We start from the raw sequence: 20,637 nt of genomic DNA on the forward strand, positions 1-20,637 counted from the left end.
CAGGAGCTACACTTGCTCTGGGCGTGTGCTTTTGCTAGTAAGTGTACTTTAGTTCTTAGGCGTTTAAGCAAACATTTTGTTAGTAACATGTGCCCTTCTTCTCGCAACTTGTAGTCGGTCGTTACATTGTCGTCATGGTGTCGCGGAATAGAATTAATTGTCTCGCCATCGTCATAACCTGCCAATGCATGTTTTACCTTTTTTACTCTACTTTTAAAACTGTTACAGGTTCAATATGCGCCGCTCGAATGGTTTGGGATAGAACAGTCAGTAGCCCTACTATGGCAACTAAGCCAAAGCCTATGCTTACATTTATAAAACTTAAATCAACAAGACTGCTGCCTAAATCTTGTCTAATTAAATCACCGCCAAACAAGCCAGCTGGAACACCAATAAGCCCGGCAATTAGGATAAGAATGCCAAAACTTCTGGTAACTGTCCACACCAATGCTATGTTGCTTGCTCCCAATACTTTTTTTATACCCAGTTCTTTAGTGCGTGTTTCTACGGAGTAACTTGCTATGCCTAAAATGCCCAGACCAGCGATTATCATAACGATAAGGGCTAAGCCTCCAAAAGAACCTAATCTATCTCCAATTCTTAGATAACCATCTTTTAAATTCTGAAGATTTGCTGTTTTTTCAGGAAAATGGTTTGCCCATATGGATTGAATAGCTTTGGTTGCTTCCAATTCTGTATTTGGATTTATTTTTATGGTCAAGGTGGATGTTTCATTTGGCAAATACCTATATAGTAAAGGAGTTGTTTCGCCAATAATTTCATTGGGCATTATGCCAATGACTTGTACATAGGCAGAGTCCAGTAATAGCGTTTGCCCCACTAAAGTCTCCGATTCAGATTCCAATAATTTTGCGGCAGCTTCATTCACCAACACATATTGCTCAGTGCTTTGGGGTATATCTTTAGGGAAATTTTGGCCCGATTTTAAGCTGATACCTTCTGTTTCAATTGTTTTTGGATCAATACTTACGTAATACATTTCCAAAATTTTATCATTTAATGTTACAGAAGATTTGCCCTTTTTCATCGGTTTATAGTACCAGTTAGTCGCCAAAGTCGTTTCTACCTGGCTTAACTGGTTTATTTCGTTTTGCAGGTTTCCATATTTTTCACCTCTTAAATCAAGTGTCAAGACATTAGGTGATATGGTTGAGTTGATGATTGCATGATTTTTTATTTCATAATCGGCTAATATGACAACCAATATCATCAGCATGATGGTCACCGAAAACTGTAAGACTATCAAAGCTTTGTAAATAGCAATACTCCGGAACAGCTTAATATTCTTCATTTTACGCAAAACCTGTATGGGCTGAAACGCTGACAATAGCCATGACGGAAATGCCCCAGCGACTAAGCCTGTGATAACTGCGTAGGTTAGCAAGCCTAAAATTAAGATTGGATCATAAGAAAACGCCACATCCATATCGGGTATATAATATGTTAAAATCTCAACACATGGCATTGTGAACAACAAAGCAAACAGGGATACAAGGGTCGACTCCATTAAAAACTGACCAATAATTTGTCTTCTTGTTGCGCCTAACGTTTTGCGAATACCTACTTCTCGTGCTCGGGAGAAGGCACGCGCCAATGTCAAACTGATATAGTTGAAAGCAGATAAGAGGGTTAAGGCTAGAATCAAAAATAGCTGCGTATGTATGCCCGTCCAATCGACGCCCGCATTGTGGTCATTTTTAATGTCTTTGTTTCGAGGGGTAATATCCTCTATGGGTTGTGCCAAAAATTGAAGATTGCTCTTATCCAAATTGCGATTATAGTTTTGGAGCGTTGTATTGAGCTGCTTTAAATTATCTTCTGATTTTAAACGTGCGTAAATAGCTGAACTCTTGAAGTCTCCCCAATTTTGGGAGATATTACTGATTGTTCCTTTTTTCTCAAGCATTTCAGCAGCATTAATTGAAAGCATTGCCTCAATGGGTAGATGTGTTTCTAAAGGCGGGTCCTGGATAATTCCCTCAACGGTATAAGAACCTAAGTTTTCAAATTGAACCGTTTGCCCTAAAGCATTGGCGTTGCCAAATATCTTTTCTGCTGTTCTTTCAGTTAAAAAAAGTGAAGTGGGATTATTTGTAAGGCTTTGTGCATGACCTGACAATAATTTAAAGCCAAAAACATCAAAAAAAGAAGCCTCTGAAAATTTTATGTCAATAGGTATATCACCTCCGTCAGTTTGCAAATTGTGTTTTCCTGCCAGACGCACTTTTACCGTTTTTTCAACAAAAGAGACGCTTTCTATTTGAGGCGCCAACGGCAATGGAGCTGTTGCCCATTTGGTTTGTTCTCCCTCAATTGTTTCCTGCGTGAGTATCCGCACTATTTGATTTAATTCTGGATGAAAATGGTCTGTATCGTGAGTGGCTTTTATGAATGTAAAAAGAATAACCCCAACCGCCATACTCAGTGATAAGCTCAGTATATTGACCAATGAAAAAAGTTTGTTTTTCCAGAGTATCCGTATGGCGATTTTAAGGTTGTTCTTTATCATGATTTAAAATGTTGACTTTTAATAAAAAAGAGGCCAAACACTGATGGGGAATCCATTTTTAATTCTATTGGCAAAGTTGAGGCCAAAATATAACTTGATTAATTTCAGTATTTTATAAAAATGTTTGTTGGTATTTTAGACAATTGTTTATTAAAGACTGTTCGATTTCAGACATTTGGTGTATCGATTTGATACAGTAAGGCACAAAATATTTTACACCCAAATGAGACTGCGGCATTTACATTTATCTCAGTGGGTATTTGCCGTTGAGAAGCTTATTGGTAAGATTGTCAAACGTTTCCTTGCTGTCTGGGAACATTTGTCGGGTTACACGGAAGGGTATCTAATGGCTGGTACATAAGGCAGCGAGGCGTAGCCGAAGCTTAAAGCCTGTGCTAACCGTTACCTGCTGGGGTTCTTTACTTCTATACTGTCTCTAGTTTCTCCGTAATAACTTTTCTCCCATTCTGAAATGTCCTGTTCTTGTATCAATTTAAGTCGTGCCTTTTCGGTTACAGGTGCACTCCATGATATGTATAATATGCTACAGAAATAGAATAACAGGCCTAAAGCGATAACACTTAATCTCTGCTTATGCAACTTTATGTAGCCTTCACGTTTGAGGTTCCAGCCCCACAGCAAAGTTGCAGGGAGCCGTATAAACATAAAAAACAGCTCTATCGGTTGATACTTCACCAAAGCCCTTTTCTTCATCTCGCATTTCAGCTCAGCTTTAGAATCCCTAATCCATTTCTCAATTTTTTTCTCCTGCTCCTGAGATGATACACCTCTTCTTACCAGTTCTGCTTTGGCTTGCTCCACGGTTTCAGGCTGCCACTTATCAGGAAAATTCGCTATTTCTATAAGCTCATCTTTTCCCCTTTCTATTATTGGCGGATGAAATTTCATGTTTTAACCTTGCAGGTAACTGTAACGGATTGGTGCAGCCAAAGCCCACAGCGAAGCGAGAGTTAAAGCTGCACCTTGTTGACTGACGAAATTATTTCTGCTGTTTGCTTTCTATAAGTGCAATAACTTCTTCGTTCTTACCTTCCTTAGCTGCAGAAAGAACTGTATTTCCTTCCCCGTCAGTAGCATTTACGTCTGCTCCATTTGCAATCAGTAACTCTACAATTTTTTTATTTCCATTCGCTGCTGCATACATTAGAGCTGTGGTGTTAAATCCATCGCGCCAGTCAACTTGCGCATTGTTCGCAACAAGTAGCTTCACTATTTCAACATTCGAATTATTAACAGCTGTAATCAGTGGGCTCACTTTCATCCATGGACCAGCCTGTTTGATGTAGTTTGGGTCAGCTTCCTTTTTAAGCAGCGATTCAACCATAGCCTTGTCATTCTTCTGTACAGCCGCATATAATTGCTCGGCTTTATTTTGAGCCATCGTTAAAACAGATGTACTTAGAATTAGTACAATTAAGGGTATAAGTTTTTTCATTTTATAAATTTTATGACAATCAACTAGTGTACAGCAGGAAGTCCAATCGGCTTATCTGCATTTTAGGTGTAGTTTACTAAATTCTTCCAACATCCACCTCAGCGTGTTAGGACTAAAATAAAAAAGACCTCAGAACTAGTTCTGAGGTCTTTGCTAAGTATAGTTTTTATTGGAGTCGTGCCTGAATCTCCTCTACTATTCCGCCATAGCGCTTCAGTAGCCTGCCCCAGTCGGCGAACAGCTGGTCTTCCTTCACACTGATAACACCGTCGGCGCGTTGGCTTACCAGTTTCACCACATAAGTAAGCTCGTTGGCGTTACCTCCGCTGCTCACGATTACGCGCGTGCGGATGGTGTTCATGCCGTTAAAGTTCTGCACCTGCCAAGCTGTGGTAAGGTAGCCGGTGTTATAATCTACTGTTTCCAGTACATCGAAGCTCTTGGTTACGATAGAGCCCAGAATTCTCCAGGCGTCTTCCGGTGCAAGGGCTTTATTTACCGGCACGGTTATGCGCACGTTGGCCATGTCCGTGGAGATGGAGGAAGTATAAGCCTCGTCCTCTAGCAGCTCGATGAACTCTTTCGTCGGGGGAGCCTGCATGTCCGCCTGGTTGCAGTAGTTTTTAACATAGCGCAGGAAACCGTCTTTTGTCACACGAAGCTCGATGCAGGCATTCTTCGGCACTTTCAGGTCGTAGCTACCTACGCCCACAACTTTTCCGCCTACTTCGATGTTGGCATCGGCTGGGGCAGAGGTTATTCTTACCAGGCGGTCTTCCAGCAAGGCTCTGGCTCTAACCGGAGGGAGCGGGTCTGTGGCCGGCTTGTTACAGAAAACCTGCACCACCTCGGCAAAGCCATCTTTGGTAACCGTAACGGTAACGCAGCTGCCCAGGGGCACATTTACATCCGTGTTGCCTCTGCCGCTTGCCACCCCGTTAAGGGCAACCTGCGCATCCGCCGGGATCACCTCCAGGCGCACCTGCCGGTCTTTCAACTCAAAGAAGTCTTTTACCGGAGGCGTCTCACGGTCAGGGGAGTTGTAGTATACTTTTGTGACCGGTGTATAACCTGCCTTTTTAACCTCAACGGTCAGGAACTTGCCCTTGCCCACGATCAGGCCGATTCTTTTGGAGCCCACCATGCGGCCATCCACGTAAATCTCGGCATCGTATGGCTCCACGCTAATGTCTACCAGCCTGTTTTCCAGCTCAACCTTCTGCTCTTTCTCCCATTTAACAGTTCTCGGGAATTCCTTGATAAAGGGCTCGTATCCCTCTTTTACAACTTTGATCCTGTTCCTGGAGTCCTTATCCAGTTTTAATTCAATGCTGCCAACACCCAGCTCTGCTATCTCTGTGTTGTCTGAGTTTTTCAGTAAGAAGAACTTAGCATCCGGGAAATTTGCCGAAACGTTTATTTTGCTTTGTGCTACAGCTGAGGCTGCCAGGAATAAGAGGATGAAAAATGCGTAGAGGTGTTTCTTCATACGACTGTACTTAATGTGAACGAAAGTGTTATAAAATGGTATGCTAGTAGTATAGTATGCCCCAAAATTAAATTTTATTTTTATATATTCATATATAACAAGATGTGTATAGAGGTTCATTCACTAAGTTCTTTAAACATTACAATAAGTGCAGGGGGTATTGAGCTTAGATGGTAAGCTTGTATTTAAATTTTTATGTGGTGTTAAGAAGGGAGAACTGCTATAGCTGTTTATTTACCTCTAGTAGCGTTGCTGCATCTATACTATGGCCACCCTCAAAAGTATAAACCTGCGGGGTAATGCCCAGCTCCTGCATCAGTTGCTGCTTGCGTTGCAGGGTTTCCGGTGTGATGAATTCGTCCTGGGTGCCGTAGACCATGGCCACGGGCAGATTAGCGAAGGCCGCTTTTCCGGTGGCAAAGTCGATATCTTCGGGGAAGGAGGCGGCCCAAAGTATGAGGCGGTGCACGGGCACGTTTTGAGTGGCTAGCCAGCGGCTAACGGTGGCTCCGCCCTGCGAGAAGCCCAGCACCGTGATGCGCACATCCTGCGGCAACTGGTGCAGCTGTTCCTGCAGCAACAGGTTCAGGTAGCTGGCTTGGTCTTCAATTTCCGAGAGGCGGTCTTCTTTGGTCATCCAGGTGGCGCCTACGCGGCCGGAGAACTTCTCAAGGTAAAACCGGGACAGCGCCTCCGGGGCTACCACCAGCGTACTGCCATCATCGAGCACACTGAAATGCCGCAAAAAGAAACGCGCCAGCTGCCCGTAGCCATGGCACACGATCCAAAGGTCTTTTATACTTTCAGATGGCGTGCCCAGGGTATAGTAGCGGGCCGTGCGAGGTACGATGAGGCTGTGTTCAATCATGATCAAAAGTAAGGTGTTTTCCAGAAATCATACTTCTGCAGCCCTTGTCTTCGGATGATTTCTAGTATAATGTATACCCGGCCCTCCGGACCAGTTGAGTTACAAACTCAACATCAATCAAAGGCACGGGTTACAAACCCGCGCCAGCCCAGGAACAACGAGTAGAAAGGTGCGACAGGAAGCATAAATTTTCTCCCCCCCCCCACAAACTTCCTACAGGTTATCTGGCGTGAACTGGAAGGGCAACAGGTCGGTTACGGATTTAAAGCGGTAGAACTTGCCATCGGCAGCTTGCAACAGCACCGGTATCGGCTCCCGCTGTTTGTACTCGTACTCGGCCATTACCTGGCGGCAAGCGCCACAGGGCATGGCCGGCAGAAACTCCTGCTCCTGGCGGCGGCGTGCTGTTACGGCCAGCAACTTTATCTTAGCTCTCGGGTGATGGGCGCTCAGGGCGAAAAGGGCGGTGCGCTCGGCGCAAAGCCCGGAAGGGTAGGCGGCGTTCTCCTGATTGCTGCCTTTAAACATGGTGCCGTCTTCCAGCACCAGGGCGGCACCCACTAAAAAGTTAGAGTATGGGGCGTAAGCATCTACGGCAGCTTCCTGCGCAAGTTGCATGGCCTGTTGCTCCTCAGCCGTTAGTTCCTGCGGTTCCAGCACATCCACGCTAATTTGTATATTCAGTTCACTTGCCATTTTATTCCAAGTAGGTTACAAAATCAGAAAAGGGCTATAAATTTAAGCTAATATTCTGATAAAACCATACTGAATCTTTGCCATGCACCGCGTTATTTCTAACTTAAGGCAAACCCACTGACCCACTATGAAAAAGATTCTGCTATTGGGCGCCGGCCGCTCAGCCTCCTCGCTTATAAAATACCTCTTCGACAACGCCACCGCCGAGGACTGGCATATCACCATCGGCGATATTACCATATCGCACCTGGAGCCCATTGTGGGGCCGATTGCCTTCGCCGAAACCATCACCTTTAATGTGCATGATGCCAAGCAGCGGGCTACGGAAGTAAAAAAGGCCGATCTGGTTATCTCGCTGTTGCCGGCCGTTTTCCATATTGAGGTGGCCCGTGAGTGCCTGAAGCAGGAAAAGCACCTGATCACGGCCAGCTATGTGTCGCCTGATTTCCTGGCGCTGCATGCGGAGGCGCAGAAGAAGAACCTTACGATCCTGATGGAGTCCGGCCTGGACCCGGGCATCGACCATATGTCGGCCATGCGTGTGATCAGAAGTATAAAAGACGCCGGCGGCAAACTTACTTCCTTTAAATCGTACACGGGCGGGTTGGTGGCCCCCGAATCGGATAACAACCCCTGGAACTATAAGTTTACCTGGAACCCCCGCAACGTGGTACTGGCGGGGCAGGGCACGGCCAAGTATATCAAGAACGGGCAGTACAAGTATATCCCGTACCACAAGCTGTTTCAGCGCACCGATGCCTTTTACGTGGAGGGATTCGGCCATTTTGAGGGCTATGCTAACCGCGACTCCCTGAGTTATCGCGAGCCCTACGGCCTGCTCGACATTCCGACCATGCTGCGTGGCACCCTGCGACGCAGCGGTTACTGCGAGGCCTGGGATGTGTTTGTACAGCTCGGCCTGACAGATGACAGTTATACTTTGGACGGCTCCGAGCACATGACTTACCGCACCTTTGTCGAGTCGTTCCTTCCGCCCGCTATTTCACCCGATCAAAGTATGGCCGAGCGTGTGAGCTTATACTTGGGTACACCGCTGGAGGGTGAGGTGATGCAGAAACTGGTTTGGCTGGGGCTGTTCGAGGATACGCCTGTAGGCCTGGACGCCGCCACGCCGGCACAAGTGCTGGAGAAGATCCTGAAAGAGAAATTATCACTGGAGCCCGGCGATAAGGACATGATCGTGATGCAGCACCAGTTTGGGTATGAAATGAACGGGGAGCTGCGCGAAATAACCTCAACCCTGGTAGCTTTAGGGGAGGATGAAGTGCAGACGGCCATGGCGAAAACTGTGGGCTTGCCGGTGGGCATATTGGCCAAGCTGCTGCTGCAGGGCAAGATCTCTCACCGCGGCGTGGTGATCCCGATTTACCCGGAGCTGTACGAGCCGGTGCTGGCAGAACTGGAGCAGTACGGAATCGGGTTTGTGGAAACGGAGCGTGTTCTTTAATAAAATCAAGATGAGTAACGAAGCGCAACAGCGACAAATAATAGAAAGCTACGTGAAAGCTTACAATGCTTTTGATGTGGCGGGCATGGTGAAGGACATGCACCATGATATCGTTTTTGAGAACATCGCGGACGGTATCACCAACCATAAAATTCTTGGCATCTCAGCCTTCCTGCACCAGGCGGAGCAGGCCACGGCATACTTCCGGGAAAGGGAGCAGCGGATTAAAAGTATAAGCTTTGAAGAGGATGTGGCGGAAGTGGAGGTGAGCTACAGCGGTGTGGTGGGGGTAGACCTGCCCAATGGCATGCAGGCCGGTGAGGAACTGACGTTGGAAGGCAAATCGATCTTCTACTTCGAGAACGGCAAGATCACCAAGCTGCAGGATATCAGCTAGTTTTCAGAAAGCCAGGTAATACGGCCTCAGCAACTCAGTGAACGCTGAAGTATAAGTTACCTTGTCCTCCTCCCGTATGTAGAATTCCTTTACTACAGGAACTGGAACGGGTTTAAAAGTATAAGTCTGGATGTGGCGTATGCATTTGCCGCCGTGGTACGTGTACACCTGCAGCACCTCCTGCAAGTATAAATCAGAGGCCTTGGCCAGTTTGGCAAAGTATACCGCTTCGGCGGGAGGCAGCAGCAAGTGTAACTTCCCCTGTTCCGTCAAGTGTTGCTGCGCAAAGTATAAAATATCCTCAAAAAGCAGCTCCCCAGTGTGTTTGGCCATATTCTTCGCCGCATCCGGAGATTTAAGTGAGGATAGAAAAAAAGGCGGATTGGAAAGTATTACGTCATACTTGGAGTGCTCCTGTTTCGCGAATTCCTGCAGGCTCTGTGGGAATAGCTGCAGCCGGGCTGACCAGGGGCTGGCGGAAAAGTTCTCCTGTGCCTGCAGCTGCGCCTCCGGGTTAATTTCCACGGCATCTATACTTGCCTCGCTGCGTTGCGCCACCATCAGTGCGAGCAGTCCGGTGCCGGTGCCGACGTCGAGTACCTGCTGCGCCTCCCGCACCTCCACATAGGCCCCAAACACGCAGGAGTCGGTGCAGACCTTCATGGCGCACCTGTCCTGCTCCACCCGGAACTGCTTAAACTGGAAGTAGGTGTTGGGCATGGAGATTGGCTGATTTTGAATGAGTGGAGTATATCGCTGTTTATACTTTTATTGTCATCCTGAAAGGATCTTGGGTGAAGGAAAGTTAAGCTGTTGCTACTCGCCGACAAGATTCTTCCGGAATGACAGAGAAGTATAAAATTCGATCATTAGATTAACTCGGCTGGCAGGCTCCGGACTCAAAGCCCTCATCAATTAATAACTTAGGGGAGAGGGCGCTGGCTACGGCCAGTTCGTCGCAGCGCTCGTTTTCAGGGTGCCCGGCGTGGCCTCTGACCCACACAAATTTTACCTTATGCTTGGGGTACACGCGCAGAAACCGGCTCCACAGGTCGGAGTTGGCCTTGCCCTTAAAGCCTTTCTTCTGCCAGCCAAACACCCAGCCTTTCTCCACGGCGTCCACCACGTACTTGGAGTCGGAGTAAACGGTAACGGGCATGCCTGGCTTGGTAATGGCCTCCAGCCCCTTGATCACGGCCAGCAGCTCCATGCGGTTATTGGTTGTCTTCCGGAACCCCTCTGTCAGCTCCTTCTCATGCTGCTTCCAGCGCAAAATAGCACCGTAGCCACCCGGGCCCGGGTTCCCACGCGAAGCTCCGTCAGTATATAATTCGATCATAGTATAAATGGGAATGAGTGACGGAGCGAATGTTTGAAAATTCACTCCATCACTCATTCAAAATTACAAATTAGTCTTAAACAGCTTGATGGCGATAGCCAGCAGGATAATGCCGAACACCTTCCGCAGCACGTTGGCCCCGTCTTTCCCCAATTTGCGCTCAATCCAGCTACTGGCCTTCAGCACGATGTACACAAACACGAGGTTCAGCACGATGCCCACCAGCACGTTGGGCAGCGAGTAGGCGGCGCGTAGCGAGAGCAGCGTGGTCATAGTGCCGGCCCCCACAATAAGCGGAAAGGCCAGCGGCACGATAGAGCCGCTTTTTGTTTCGGGGTCGGTATGGAAAAAGTCTTTGCCCAGGATCATCTCCAGGCCGATCAGGAAAATAATGATGGCGCCTGCCATGGCAAACGACTCGAAATCGATGCCAAAAAGCTTCAGTATAGATTGGCCCAGGAAAAGGAACGCGATCATCAGAATACCCGAAATAATCGTAGCCTTCTCCGACTCAATGTGTCCCTCGCGCTTGCGCAGGTCTATAATGATGGGGATGGAGCCAATGATATCAATCACGGCAAACAGCGTGAGCGTAACCGACGCTATCTCTTTAATGCTAAACACAGTAAGTTTGAGAGTTATAAAGTTTAAGAGTTAAAGAGTTGCAAAGGTACAGTTTTCTTGAACTAGAAAGAACAGAAGCCATTTGGCGGTGGTAAACTCCTAAACGCTCTAATTCCCAAACTCTCTAACTCTAAAAACTCCAGTTATGCGTAATAATGCAGGAAAAAGCGCTTCAGCTCCTCGTACTCCTCATCCTCAATGGCCGGGAAGTTGGCGATCCGGAACGTGTTGCGGGCCCAGATGCCGTAGCCGTTACCCAACCGGATGTTGTGGTGCAGCGCGCGCTTCTTTGCATCTTCCACAAGTTTGTCGTTGCCAACCAGCGTGATCACTGTTTTGGAGCGCACTTCCTCGTTCTCTATCAGCGGCTTAAAATCAGCGAACTGCTCAAAGAAAGTATAAAGGTCCTGTGCACGGTCTGTCAGGTGCTGCTCTATGCCTTTGATAAAGGGCCTATCCTCCAGCATGCGCTTGAGCAGGTAAATGTTGAGCTCGTTTGGCGTGTGCGTGGTCTGGTAGTTCAGCATCTTCTCGTACATCGGCACCAGGCTGTTGTAGTGGTCGCGCTCGGCCATCTTTTTCGCTCTGAAGATAGAGCGGGGCGAGCAGGCCATTACCGCCAGGCCCGGTGGCAGACCAAAGCACTTTTGCACGGAGGCAAACCAGATATCGGCCTTAATCAGCTTGAGGTTGAGGCCAGCCATGGAAGAGGTCGCATCTACGGCAATCAGGGTGTCGCGGAAACGGTTATGCAGGTTCAGGATGGTGGTAGGACTCACCTGCGTACCGTTGGAGGTCTCGTTCTGGGTAAAGCAGATCAGTTCGGTGTCGGAGCTGATCTGCAGGTCGCTTACCGGCATCGGCTCGTTTATATCAAACTTAAACCCCTCTGATGCCGGGCGGAGCTTCTGCGCATACTCAAACCACTTCTCCCCGAAGGAGCCGTTGTAAATATGGTAGCTTTTGTGCCTGGTTAGGCTCTGGGTTAGTATCTCCCAACACTCGGTGGCCGAGGAGGCGAAGAAAATATAATAATCCTGCGGGATGTTGAGCTTGCGCTTGATAGAGTTCACCACCGTCCGCGACATCTGCACAAACTGCTCGCCCCGGTGCGGTGTGTTCAGGATGCCCTCGTCGTACGCATCCACCAGGTAGGTGCGTACTTCGGGGTATACTTTAGAGGGGCCGGGGTAGAAGTTGAGCATGTGGAGGTGGTTTTATATAGTTGTTATACTATATTGTAAAGATTCAATCTAACGAACCTATAACGGCTCTGGTTGCAAAAATTATACAGTAAAACCGATCTGTTTTGGCTTCAGGCGCTCAAAATACTGCAGGGCAAGCCTATAGCTCTCCAGCCCGAAACCACTGATGCTGCCTTTGCAGTAAGGCGCGATCATACTTTTCTGGCGCCAGGCCTCGCGGGCGTAGATATTGGAAATGTGCACCTCCACCACCGGCGTGTCTATGGCCTTCACGGCATCCGAGAGGGCCACCGAAGTATGGGTGTAGGCGGCAGGGTTAAACACAATGCCTTTGTAGCTGAAGCCCACTTCGTGCAGTTTGTCTATCAGTACGCCTTCGGTGTTTGATTGGAAGTGCGACAACTCCAGCGCGGGGAAGGCCTCTTTCAGCTCCTCAAAATAATCTTCGAAAGAGCGGTTGCCATACACCGATTTCTCGCGCACACCCAATAGGTTCAGGTTCGGGCCGTTCAGGATGAGTATCTTCATAGTCTAATGTCTGCAAATTCCAAAGCTACAAAGGTAAGGATTAACTATCTTTGCCCATTAAAAATTGTTTAATTGTTACAGCAGGATTTGCAGGGTAGGCTGTGGATGTGCAGGATTTCTTAAGTAAGCGTTTAATACTTTATACTTCTCTGTTTCAACCCCATGTCCCTACGTCTCTAACTCCTGAACTTTTAACTCTTTAACCCTCTAACTTCCTACCGTGAACTGGCGCATCTGTTTAAAGCAATTCGAGGAATACCTGAAACTGGAAAAGTCGCTGTCGCGGCACTCGGTGGAGGCATATGAGCGCGATGTGCGCAAACTGATCGAGTTCCTGGATTCCCGCGGGCTGCAGGTTTCCCCGGAGAACATAACGCCGGCCATACTTCGCGATTTCCTGGAGTGGGTAAACGAATTAGGCATGACGCCGCACTCGCAGGCACGCACCCTCTCCGGCATCCGCGCCTTTTATAAATTTATGATTATGGAGGACATGATGCAGACCGACCCTACCGATACCATCGAGGCGCCAAAACTGAGCCGCAAGCTGCCCGATACCCTGGCCTTCCATGAGATTGAGGAGCTGCTGGCCGCCATCGACCTCTCAACACCGGAGGGCACCCGTAACCGCGCCATGCTGGAAACACTCTACAGCTCGGGCCTGCGCGTGTCTGAGCTGCTGGATCTGCGCATCAGCAACCTTTATGAGGATGCCGGCTTCCTGAAGATCTCCGGTAAGGGCGAGAAAGAGCGTTTAGTGCCTGTTGGCCGCGATGCCCTGAAACACATCAGACTATACCGCGAGGGCATCCGCTGCCACCTCAACATCAAAAAAGGGCATGAGGATATCCTGTTCCTGAACCGCCGTGGCGCCAAACTAACCCGGGTAATGGTGTTTACCATCATCAAAGACCTGGCCGCCAAAGCCGGAATTCAGAAAACGGTGAGCCCCCATACGTTCCGCCACTCGTTTGCCACGCACCTGATAGAGGGCGGCGCCGACCTGCGCGCGGTGCAGGAGATGCTGGGCCACGAGTCCATCACCACCACGGAGATCTACACCCACCTAGACCGCGACTACCTGAAGCAGGTGATCCGGGATTTTCACCCGAGAAGTTAAGATTTGCGTTAGATAGAGCCAAACCTATACTTGTAAAGCCATGGAAGAACCACATGCAACAGGCGGCTCCGGTTACAAAGAGTTTTTGCCCGAGTTCGTGTACGGAGGTATAGACGGTGCCATTACAACCTTTGCGGTAGTGGCCGGGGCCACAGGTGCCAGCCTCGATATTCCGGTGGTCATCATACTTGGTTTTGCCAACCTTATAGCAGATGGTTTCTCTATGTCGGTGGGCAATTTCTTCTCCACCAAAGCCGGTGTAGATGCCTACGAGAAGCACGTGGCAACAGAGCATTGGGAGATAGATAACCTGCGGGAGACTGAGGTGGAGGAGATTCGGGACATCTACCGGAAAAAAGGCTTTAAGGGAGAGCTGCTGGAGCAGGTGGTGGCTGTCATCACTTCTGATAAAGAGGTATGGGTAGATACCATGATGAAGGAGGAACTGGAAATGGCCAAAGATTCCAAATCTCCTTACCAAACGGCCGGCATGACGTTCTTCTCTTTCCTGCTGATCGGGTTTATACCACTGGCGGCCTATGTGTTTGCACTCATTTTTGATACCAGCAAGGAGAATCTCTTTATCTACGCCTGTATCTTAACCGGCGTGGCGCTCAGCATCATCGGTGTACTGAAAAGTACGGTGAACAAGAAAAACATCTTTCAGGGCATTGCCGAAACCTTGTTCCTGGGCGGTATAGCTGCCATCCTAGCCTACTTCGCCGGCGATTTTCTGGAGAACCTGTTCAGGTAATTCCTGTTGTCTCCTCTTTATACTAGCTGTGCCTACCTCTCAGGTATACTTCTAAGCTAAAGGACTTAAATAGGATGAAAAAATTTACCATGTGTTTTGTAAGTATATAAGTTGTTATATATTTAGGGCAATAAATATTGTCTTTATACTTATTGTTCAACTTTTTACAAACACTTTATGGAACAAACTTCTACTGTACTGGAAACGCCTGTTTCCACTCCCACGCTGGCTTTCAGAGGGAAGGGGTCCGAACTCTTCAGCATTCAGATTGTAAACATTGTCCTGATGCTGGTAACGCTGGGGCTATACTACCCATGGGCAAAAGCCAAGAACCTGCAGTACGTCTACCGGAAAACGGAACTGGCTGGCAGCCCCTTCACCTTCCATGGCACCGGCAAAGAGATGTTCATCGGTTTTATCAAGGGCCTTGGCATTATAGCGGTGCTGTATGGCGTGTTGTTCTTCGGTGTATTTAGCCACGACTTAACGATCTATGCGGTTTGCGTACTGGCCTTTTTTGCCGGGGTCTCCGCTTTGATTCCGGTTGCCATACATGGTATGATGCGCTACCGTACCTCCCGCACCAGCTGGCGTGGCATACATATGGGGTATAGGGGCACTTTGGGCAGTATATTCAAAGTATACTTTGTAAACCTGCTGCTCACCATTCTCACACTTGGTGTCTATGGGGCCTGGTTCACGGTGAACCTGCGGAAAGAAGTTATCGGTAACCTGCGCTTCGGCAATGCCAGGTTCAGTTTTGAGGGAGATGGAGGTGATCTGTTCCTGCTTCACCTCAAGGGCTACTTCCTTACTTTGTTCACGCTGGGCATTTACGTGTTCTGGTATGCCAAGGACATCATAAACTTCTACATCGATAACGTCTTTATAGAGCAGGACGGCAAGTATAGCCGCCTCGATTCTTCCCTGACCGGTGCACAATACCTGAAGCTGGCTTTAGGCAACATGTTTATCATGGTGTTTACGCTGGGCCTGGGCTACTCCTGGGTAATAACGCGAACGTTATCCGCCATTATCAATAACTGTGAGATTCTGGGCGAGTTTAACCCGGACGAGCTGGTTCAGACCGAGGAGGAGTACAAGAACGCTACATTCGAAGACGTGGCCGACATGCTGGACATCGGAATAGTATAAACTATGTTTGAAGGAAAATTCTATAACGGGCGTACCTCCAAAGGTATGCCCGCTTTCATTACACTGGAGCCAAACCATATCCATATCGTTTGGCAAACCGACGCGGAAAGCGGTACCGAGGTATGGCTCTTGCCGGACATCCATCAGCTGGAGTTTAACGATGCCACCACCGTGCTGGAGTATGGCAAGTTCCCGCGCCAAAGTATAGCGGTGTTTGAGCAGGGCTTCAGGCAGGCGCTGGAGCAGCAATACCGGGGTGCAAAGTTCCTTTCCTCCAAGTATAACTCCTTCCTTAAAACCGGGGTGAAGGGCCTGGTGCTAGGGGGATTGTGCTTGTTGACAGTGGCGGTGGTGCTGTTTTTCTGGGGTGTGCCTGCACTGGCTGAGAAAGCAGCCGCCCACTTTCCGGAAGACTATGAGCATGCCATGGGGGAGAGCCTCTATAACCGGGTGCTGGAAGGATATACCGTAGACTCTGCCAAAACCGTGGCCTTGCAAGCCTACCTCGATGCCCTGCAGGTGCAGTCTGATTTCCCGATCAGGGTAACTGTGGTGGAGAACGAGGTGGTGAATGCCTTTGCCATGCCGGGCGGGTTTATACTTGTGCATGATGCCATACTGGATAAAATGGAGCACCACGAGGAACTGGCCGGCCTGCTGGGTCACGAGATAGGCCATGTGCAGATGCGGCACTCCACCAAGGCGATGGCGCGCAGTTTGTCGCACTACATGCTGCTTTCGGTGCTGTTTGGCGATGCAAGCGGCATTTCGGCCGTGATCATCGATAACGCCTCTTCGCTCTACAGCCTGGAGTATAGCCGCAAGGCAGAAACAGACTCTGATAAGGCAGGCCTGCGGCTGCTGGCGCAGAACAGACTGGACCCGAAAGGGATGGTTTGGTTAATGGAGCGGTTGAATTCCGACGAGCCTGAGTTCCTGAAATTTGTCAGCACCCATCCCCGCACCGATGACAGAATCACGGCGTTGAACGCCCATATAAAGGAGAACAAGTATAAAACAGCCCCGAACCCTGCATTGGAGGCTGCCTGGGCGGAGTTGAAAGGAGAGTAGTCTTTGCGGTAGTATGAAAGACCTCACAGCGTTTACAAAACCTGTGAGCGTCTGTTGGGAAAGACTGTAGCCAGATGTATTCTGGCGGTTTTATAGTATGGCTATACTTTCCCTATCTAAAAAATCCTGTTCACCCTTACATCCTAACATCCAAATTCTATCTTTGCAGGCAAGTATAACCTAACCCGATACGCCGTGTATAAAAGCCTCCTGCGCCCGCTGCTTTTCCAGCTCGACCCCGAGAAAGTACATTACCTGACCACCGATGCCCTTCGTGCTTCCATGAAGCTGCCCTTTGCCAAAAGCATTACCGAAAGTATGTTTAAGGTAGAGGACCCGAGCTTGGAGCGGGAGCTGTTCGGGCTGAAGTTCCCGAACCCGGTGGGCCTGGCCGCAGGCTTTGACAAGGATGCCAGGCTGGTGGACGAACTTGCCGAGCTCGGCTTTGGCTTTGTGGAGATCGGTACGCTTACGCCAAAGCCGCAGGCTGGCAACGACAAGCCCCGCCTCTTCCGCTTACCCGAGGACCAGGCCATCATCAACCGTATGGGCTTTAACAACGAGGGAGTTGACGCAGCGGTAAGAAGGCTGGAGAAGCGCAAGAGCAATATTATTGTGGGCGGCAACATCGGCAAGAATAAGGTAACGCCTAACGAGGAGGCCCTGAACGATTACCTGTACTGCTTCAAGGCGCTGTTCCACGTGGTGGATTACTTTGTGGTGAACGTGAGCTCGCCCAACACCCCGGACCTGCGCGCGCTGCAGGACAAGGAGCCGTTGCAAAGGCTGCTGGTGTCGTTGCAGGAGGAAAACCAGAAAATGGGCACGCTCAAGCCGCTGCTGCTAAAAATAGCCCCGGACCTGAACCTGGCCCAACTGAACGATATTATCGAGATTGCCATAGAGGCCAAACTGAGCGGCATCATCGGCACCAATACCACCGTCAGCCGCGAGGGATTGCATACGCCGGGGGCGCGGGTGAGTGAGATCGGCATGGGCGGTCTGAGCGGCAAGCCCCTGACTATTCCTTCCACCCAAATAATTCAGCACCTGCGCACGTTTTTACCCCCTGAGATTCGTTTGATCGGCGTGGGCGGCATTATGACGGCTGAGGACGCGGTAGACAAGCTGAATGCCGGCGCCGACCTGGTGCAACTCTACACTGGCTTTATCTATGAGGGGCCTTCCCTGATAAGCCGGATCAATAAAAAATTACTCTCCAGATAAGCCACATTCGGTCCGAAAGGATAAGGCATTGCCACGAAAAAGTGTAAATTTGAGATTCTAAAGATAGCTGAGGGTATGGCCAAGAACACTTACAGAGACGACACGCTGCAAGCAGGGCGGAAGAATGAGGTGCGTGGTAAGAATGAGCCACGTGGGGCAAATGTGCCGAAGGGACAGAAGCCGAAGAAAGAGAAGAAAAAATGGTCTTTCCGGATTCCAAGACCCCGGATTAATCTAAGAATAGGCTTTCTGCACGACCGCCGCTTCAAGCTGACGGCCGGCTTCACTTTCCTGTTATTCTCCTTTTTCCTGACCATCGCCTTTGTGTCCTACCTGTTTACGGGCAACGCCGACCAGAGCGTGGTGGAAACCGTGAGTGGAACCGGCCTGAAAGAGTCGGGGCAGGAGGCGGAGAACTGGCTGGGGCTGTTCGGTGCCTGGCTGTCGCACATTTTTATCAATGATCTGGTGGGCATCGGTGCCTTCTTCTTTATACCTGTGCTTTTCTTTACAGGCGCTAAAATCGTTTTCAAGCGGGTAAATGTATCGCTGAGCTATGTGCTGGGGCTGTGCAGCTTTTGTATGCTGTGGCTGAGCCTTACCATGGGGTACATTGTTTTCTCTACGGATACGGTTGGCAAACTCGGTTTTTTGGGAGGCTCTGTGGGCGTGGAGTCGGCCATCTGGCTGAACAGCCTCATTGGCTGGGGCTCCTGGCTGCTGCTGGGCTTCCTGCTGCTGGTGTTCGTGGTGAGCTTCTTTAACGTGACAAGTATAAACTGGGGCACTTCTAAGGCTGCAGCACTGGCTACGGAAGGTGCTGGCACAGACAGAAACTATGCCGAGAGCCTGGGCGATGTGCTGGGGGCGCGAACAAACAACATCAACCATAACGCTGACCCTACCGCTTCCCTGGAGTACGAGGAAGAGGAAGACGATGAAGTTCCGTTTGACGAGGAGGACGAGGAGATAAACCAGGCTTTGGAGATGGAGCTGAGCTCGCTGCAGCAACAGAAAAAGCCAGAACCGCCTGCCCCTGAGAAACCCGCTGCCCCGTCTCTGGAACTGGATATCGACCTGCCTGAAGACCTTTTGCTGGATGACGAGGAGGAAGATGGGGAGCCGGAAATGGCGCTGCAGATAGAGGAGACCCCGGAAGAGGAAGCAGCCATCGGCGACATGGAGAACTATGATCCCACGCTGGACCTGGCCCGTTACCAATACCCTACCCTTGATTTGCTGACCGATTACGGCACCAGCAAAATACAAGTAACTAAGGAGGAACTGGAGGCAAACAAAAACAAGATTGTAGATACGCTGGGCCATTACAACATCAGCATTGCCAGTATTAAAGCTACCATCGGCCCAACAGTTACGCTTTATGAGATCGTGCCAGATGCCGGGGTTCGCATCTCCAAGATCAAGAACCTGGAAGATGACATTGCCCTGAGCCTGGCCGCCCTGGGTATCCGTATTATCGCCCCGATACCGGGCAAGGGTACGATTGGTATCGAGGTGCCGAACACGAAGAAAGAGATGGTTTCCATCAAATCCATACTTTCGACGGAGAAGTTCATGAAGAGCGACATGGACCTGCCGATCGCTTTTGGTAAAACCATCACCAACGAGGTATTTATCACCGACCTAGCCAAGATGCCGCACTTGCTGATGGCGGGTGCCACGGGTCAGGGTAAATCAGTTGGCCTGAATGCCATACTTACCTCCCTGCTCTACAAGCGCCACCCGTCGCAGCTCAAGTTCGTGCTCGTCGATCCGAAAAAGGTGGAATTGTCGCTGTTCAACAAGATAGAGCGCCACTTCCTGGCCAAGCTGCCGGACACCGACGAGGCCATCATCACCGATACCAAAAAAGTGGTGAACACGCTGAACTCGCTCTGTATGGAGATGGACATGCGCTACGATTTGCTGAAGGATGCCGGTTGCCGTAACCTGAAAGAGTATAACCGCAAGTTTGTGGAGCGCCGCCTGAATCCGCAGAAGGGGCACCGCTTTATGCCTTACATTGTATTGGTGATAGACGAGTTGGCTGACCTGATGATGACAGCGGGTAAAGAGGTGGAGACGCCGATTGCACGTCTGGCTCAGCTAGCCCGAGCCATTGGCATACACCTGGTGGTAGCCACGCAGCGTCCGTCGGTGAATGTGATCACGGGTATCATCAAGGCCAACTTCCCGGCGCGTATCTCCTTTAAGGTAACCTCTAAGATCGACTCCAGAACCATTCTGGATGCCGGTGGTGCCGACCAGCTGATCGGTCAGGGGGATATGCTCTTCTCTATCGGCTCGGACATGATCCGTATCCAGTGCGCCTTTGTGGACACGCCCGAGGTAGACAGGATTTGCGACCATATTGGCGAACAGCAGGGCTACAGCGATGCATACCTGTTGCCAGAGTTTGTGGGTGATGAAGGCGGCAACGAAAAAGCCGATTTTGACCCAAGTAACCGCGATCCGTTGTTTGAGGAGGCAGCCCGTGTTATTGTGCAGCACCAGCAGGGAAGTACCTCGCTGCTGCAGCGCCGCCTGAAGCTGGGCTATAACCGCGCCGGCCGCCTGATAGACCAGCTGGAGTCCGCCGGAGTTGTTGGTCCGTTTGAGGGAAGCAAGGCCCGCGAAGTTTTAATTCCGGACGAGTACAGTTTGGAACAGTTATTGAATACACTTGGATAGAAAACTAAACAAGTACTTT

General features: G+C 49.6%; 19 protein-coding genes. 8 read left to right on the forward strand and 11 right to left on the reverse strand.

Annotated features, from left to right (window positions below):
• Positions 1 to 202: 202 nt before the first annotated feature.
• From OO017_RS02735 to cdd, 6 genes are all read right to left on the reverse strand, one after another.
• Positions 203 to 2,530 (reverse strand): ABC transporter permease, encoded by a 2,328-nt coding sequence (locus OO017_RS02735; protein WP_266050896.1) that lies wholly within the window; start codon positions 2,528 to 2,530, stop codon positions 203 to 205.
• A 402-nt stretch (positions 2,531 to 2,932) separates the two neighbouring features.
• Positions 2,933 to 3,439, reverse strand: a complete 507-nt coding sequence (locus tag OO017_RS02740) for a hypothetical protein (protein WP_266050897.1) — start codon at positions 3,437 to 3,439, stop codon at positions 2,933 to 2,935.
• 91 nt (positions 3,440 to 3,530) lie between these two features.
• Positions 3,531 to 3,986 (reverse strand): ankyrin repeat domain-containing protein, encoded by a 456-nt coding sequence (locus OO017_RS02745; RefSeq protein ID WP_266050898.1) that lies wholly within the window; start codon positions 3,984 to 3,986, stop codon positions 3,531 to 3,533.
• 166 nt (positions 3,987 to 4,152) lie between these two features.
• Positions 4,153 to 5,475 (reverse strand): peptidase associated/transthyretin-like domain-containing protein, encoded by a 1,323-nt coding sequence (locus OO017_RS02750; protein WP_266050899.1) that lies wholly within the window; start codon positions 5,473 to 5,475, stop codon positions 4,153 to 4,155.
• 220 nt (positions 5,476 to 5,695) lie between these two features.
• The gene (locus tag OO017_RS02755) at positions 5,696 to 6,343 is read right to left on the reverse strand and encodes an alpha/beta hydrolase (RefSeq protein WP_266050900.1); all 648 of its coding nucleotides are present in this window, start codon (positions 6,341 to 6,343) and stop codon (positions 5,696 to 5,698) included.
• Positions 6,344 to 6,556: 213 nt separating this feature from the next.
• The gene (gene cdd, locus OO017_RS02760) at positions 6,557 to 7,039 is read right to left on the reverse strand and encodes a cytidine deaminase (protein WP_266050901.1); all 483 of its coding nucleotides are present in this window, start codon (positions 7,037 to 7,039) and stop codon (positions 6,557 to 6,559) included.
• 127 nt (positions 7,040 to 7,166) lie between these two features.
• Here cdd and OO017_RS02765 point away from each other — a divergent pair, with 127 nt between their 5' ends.
• Together OO017_RS02765 and OO017_RS02770 are read left to right on the forward strand one after the other, a co-directional pair.
• Entirely contained in the window at positions 7,167 to 8,507 is a 1,341-nt protein-coding gene (locus tag OO017_RS02765; RefSeq protein ID WP_266050902.1) for a saccharopine dehydrogenase C-terminal domain-containing protein, read from the forward strand.
• Between the two features lie 10 nt (positions 8,508 to 8,517).
• Positions 8,518 to 8,904 (forward strand): nuclear transport factor 2 family protein, encoded by a 387-nt coding sequence (locus tag OO017_RS02770; RefSeq protein ID WP_266050903.1) that lies wholly within the window; start codon positions 8,518 to 8,520, stop codon positions 8,902 to 8,904.
• Between the two features lie 3 nt (positions 8,905 to 8,907).
• On the opposite strand, the gene OO017_RS02775 is transcribed toward OO017_RS02770, so the two are convergent.
• From OO017_RS02775 to aroQ, 5 genes are all read right to left on the reverse strand, one after another.
• The gene (locus OO017_RS02775; protein WP_266050904.1) at positions 8,908 to 9,624 is read right to left on the reverse strand and encodes a tRNA1(Val) (adenine(37)-N6)-methyltransferase; all 717 of its coding nucleotides are present in this window, start codon (positions 9,622 to 9,624) and stop codon (positions 8,908 to 8,910) included.
• A 154-nt stretch (positions 9,625 to 9,778) separates the two neighbouring features.
• Positions 9,779 to 10,243, reverse strand: a complete 465-nt coding sequence (rnhA, locus tag OO017_RS02780; protein ID WP_266050905.1) for a ribonuclease HI — start codon at positions 10,241 to 10,243, stop codon at positions 9,779 to 9,781.
• Between the two features lie 63 nt (positions 10,244 to 10,306).
• A complete protein-coding gene (locus tag OO017_RS02785) occupies positions 10,307 to 10,867 on the reverse strand; it encodes a MarC family protein (RefSeq protein ID WP_266050906.1) in 561 nt (186 codons plus the stop codon).
• Between the two features lie 143 nt (positions 10,868 to 11,010).
• Entirely contained in the window at positions 11,011 to 12,072 is a 1,062-nt protein-coding gene (locus OO017_RS02790) for an aminotransferase class V-fold PLP-dependent enzyme (protein WP_266050907.1), read from the reverse strand.
• 81 nt (positions 12,073 to 12,153) lie between these two features.
• Positions 12,154 to 12,600, reverse strand: a complete 447-nt coding sequence (gene aroQ, locus OO017_RS02795) for a type II 3-dehydroquinate dehydratase (RefSeq protein ID WP_266050908.1) — start codon at positions 12,598 to 12,600, stop codon at positions 12,154 to 12,156.
• A gap of 220 nt (positions 12,601 to 12,820) precedes the next feature.
• Between aroQ and xerD the strand changes: the two genes are divergently transcribed.
• The 6 genes from xerD to OO017_RS02825 all read left to right on the forward strand — a co-directional run bounded on the left by xerD (position 12,821) and on the right by OO017_RS02825 (position 20,618).
• Positions 12,821 to 13,720 carry a site-specific tyrosine recombinase XerD gene (gene xerD, locus OO017_RS02800; protein WP_266050909.1) on the forward strand — a complete coding sequence of 300 codons (900 nt, stop codon included), beginning with the start codon at positions 12,821 to 12,823 and terminating at the stop codon, positions 13,718 to 13,720.
• 40 nt (positions 13,721 to 13,760) lie between these two features.
• Entirely contained in the window at positions 13,761 to 14,474 is a 714-nt protein-coding gene (locus tag OO017_RS02805; protein WP_266050910.1) for a VIT1/CCC1 transporter family protein, read from the forward strand.
• Between the two features lie 177 nt (positions 14,475 to 14,651).
• Positions 14,652 to 15,629 (forward strand): YjgN family protein, encoded by a 978-nt coding sequence (locus OO017_RS02810; protein ID WP_266050911.1) that lies wholly within the window; start codon positions 14,652 to 14,654, stop codon positions 15,627 to 15,629.
• Between the two features lie 3 nt (positions 15,630 to 15,632).
• On the forward strand, positions 15,633 to 16,700 hold the full coding sequence (locus OO017_RS02815; protein WP_266050912.1) for a M48 family metallopeptidase: 1,068 nt from the start codon (positions 15,633 to 15,635) through the stop codon (positions 16,698 to 16,700).
• Positions 16,701 to 16,895: 195 nt separating this feature from the next.
• Positions 16,896 to 17,927, forward strand: coding sequence for a quinone-dependent dihydroorotate dehydrogenase (locus tag OO017_RS02820; protein WP_266050913.1), 1,032 nt, complete (start codon positions 16,896 to 16,898; stop codon positions 17,925 to 17,927).
• 75 nt (positions 17,928 to 18,002) lie between these two features.
• Positions 18,003 to 20,618 carry an FtsK/SpoIIIE family DNA translocase gene (locus OO017_RS02825; RefSeq protein ID WP_266050914.1) on the forward strand — a complete coding sequence of 872 codons (2,616 nt, stop codon included), beginning with the start codon at positions 18,003 to 18,005 and terminating at the stop codon, positions 20,616 to 20,618.
• Positions 20,619 to 20,637: the final 19 nt, after the last annotated feature.

The organism is Pontibacter anaerobius (assembly GCF_026241195.1).
GTDB lineage: Bacteria > Bacteroidota > Bacteroidia > Cytophagales > Hymenobacteraceae > Pontibacter > Pontibacter anaerobius.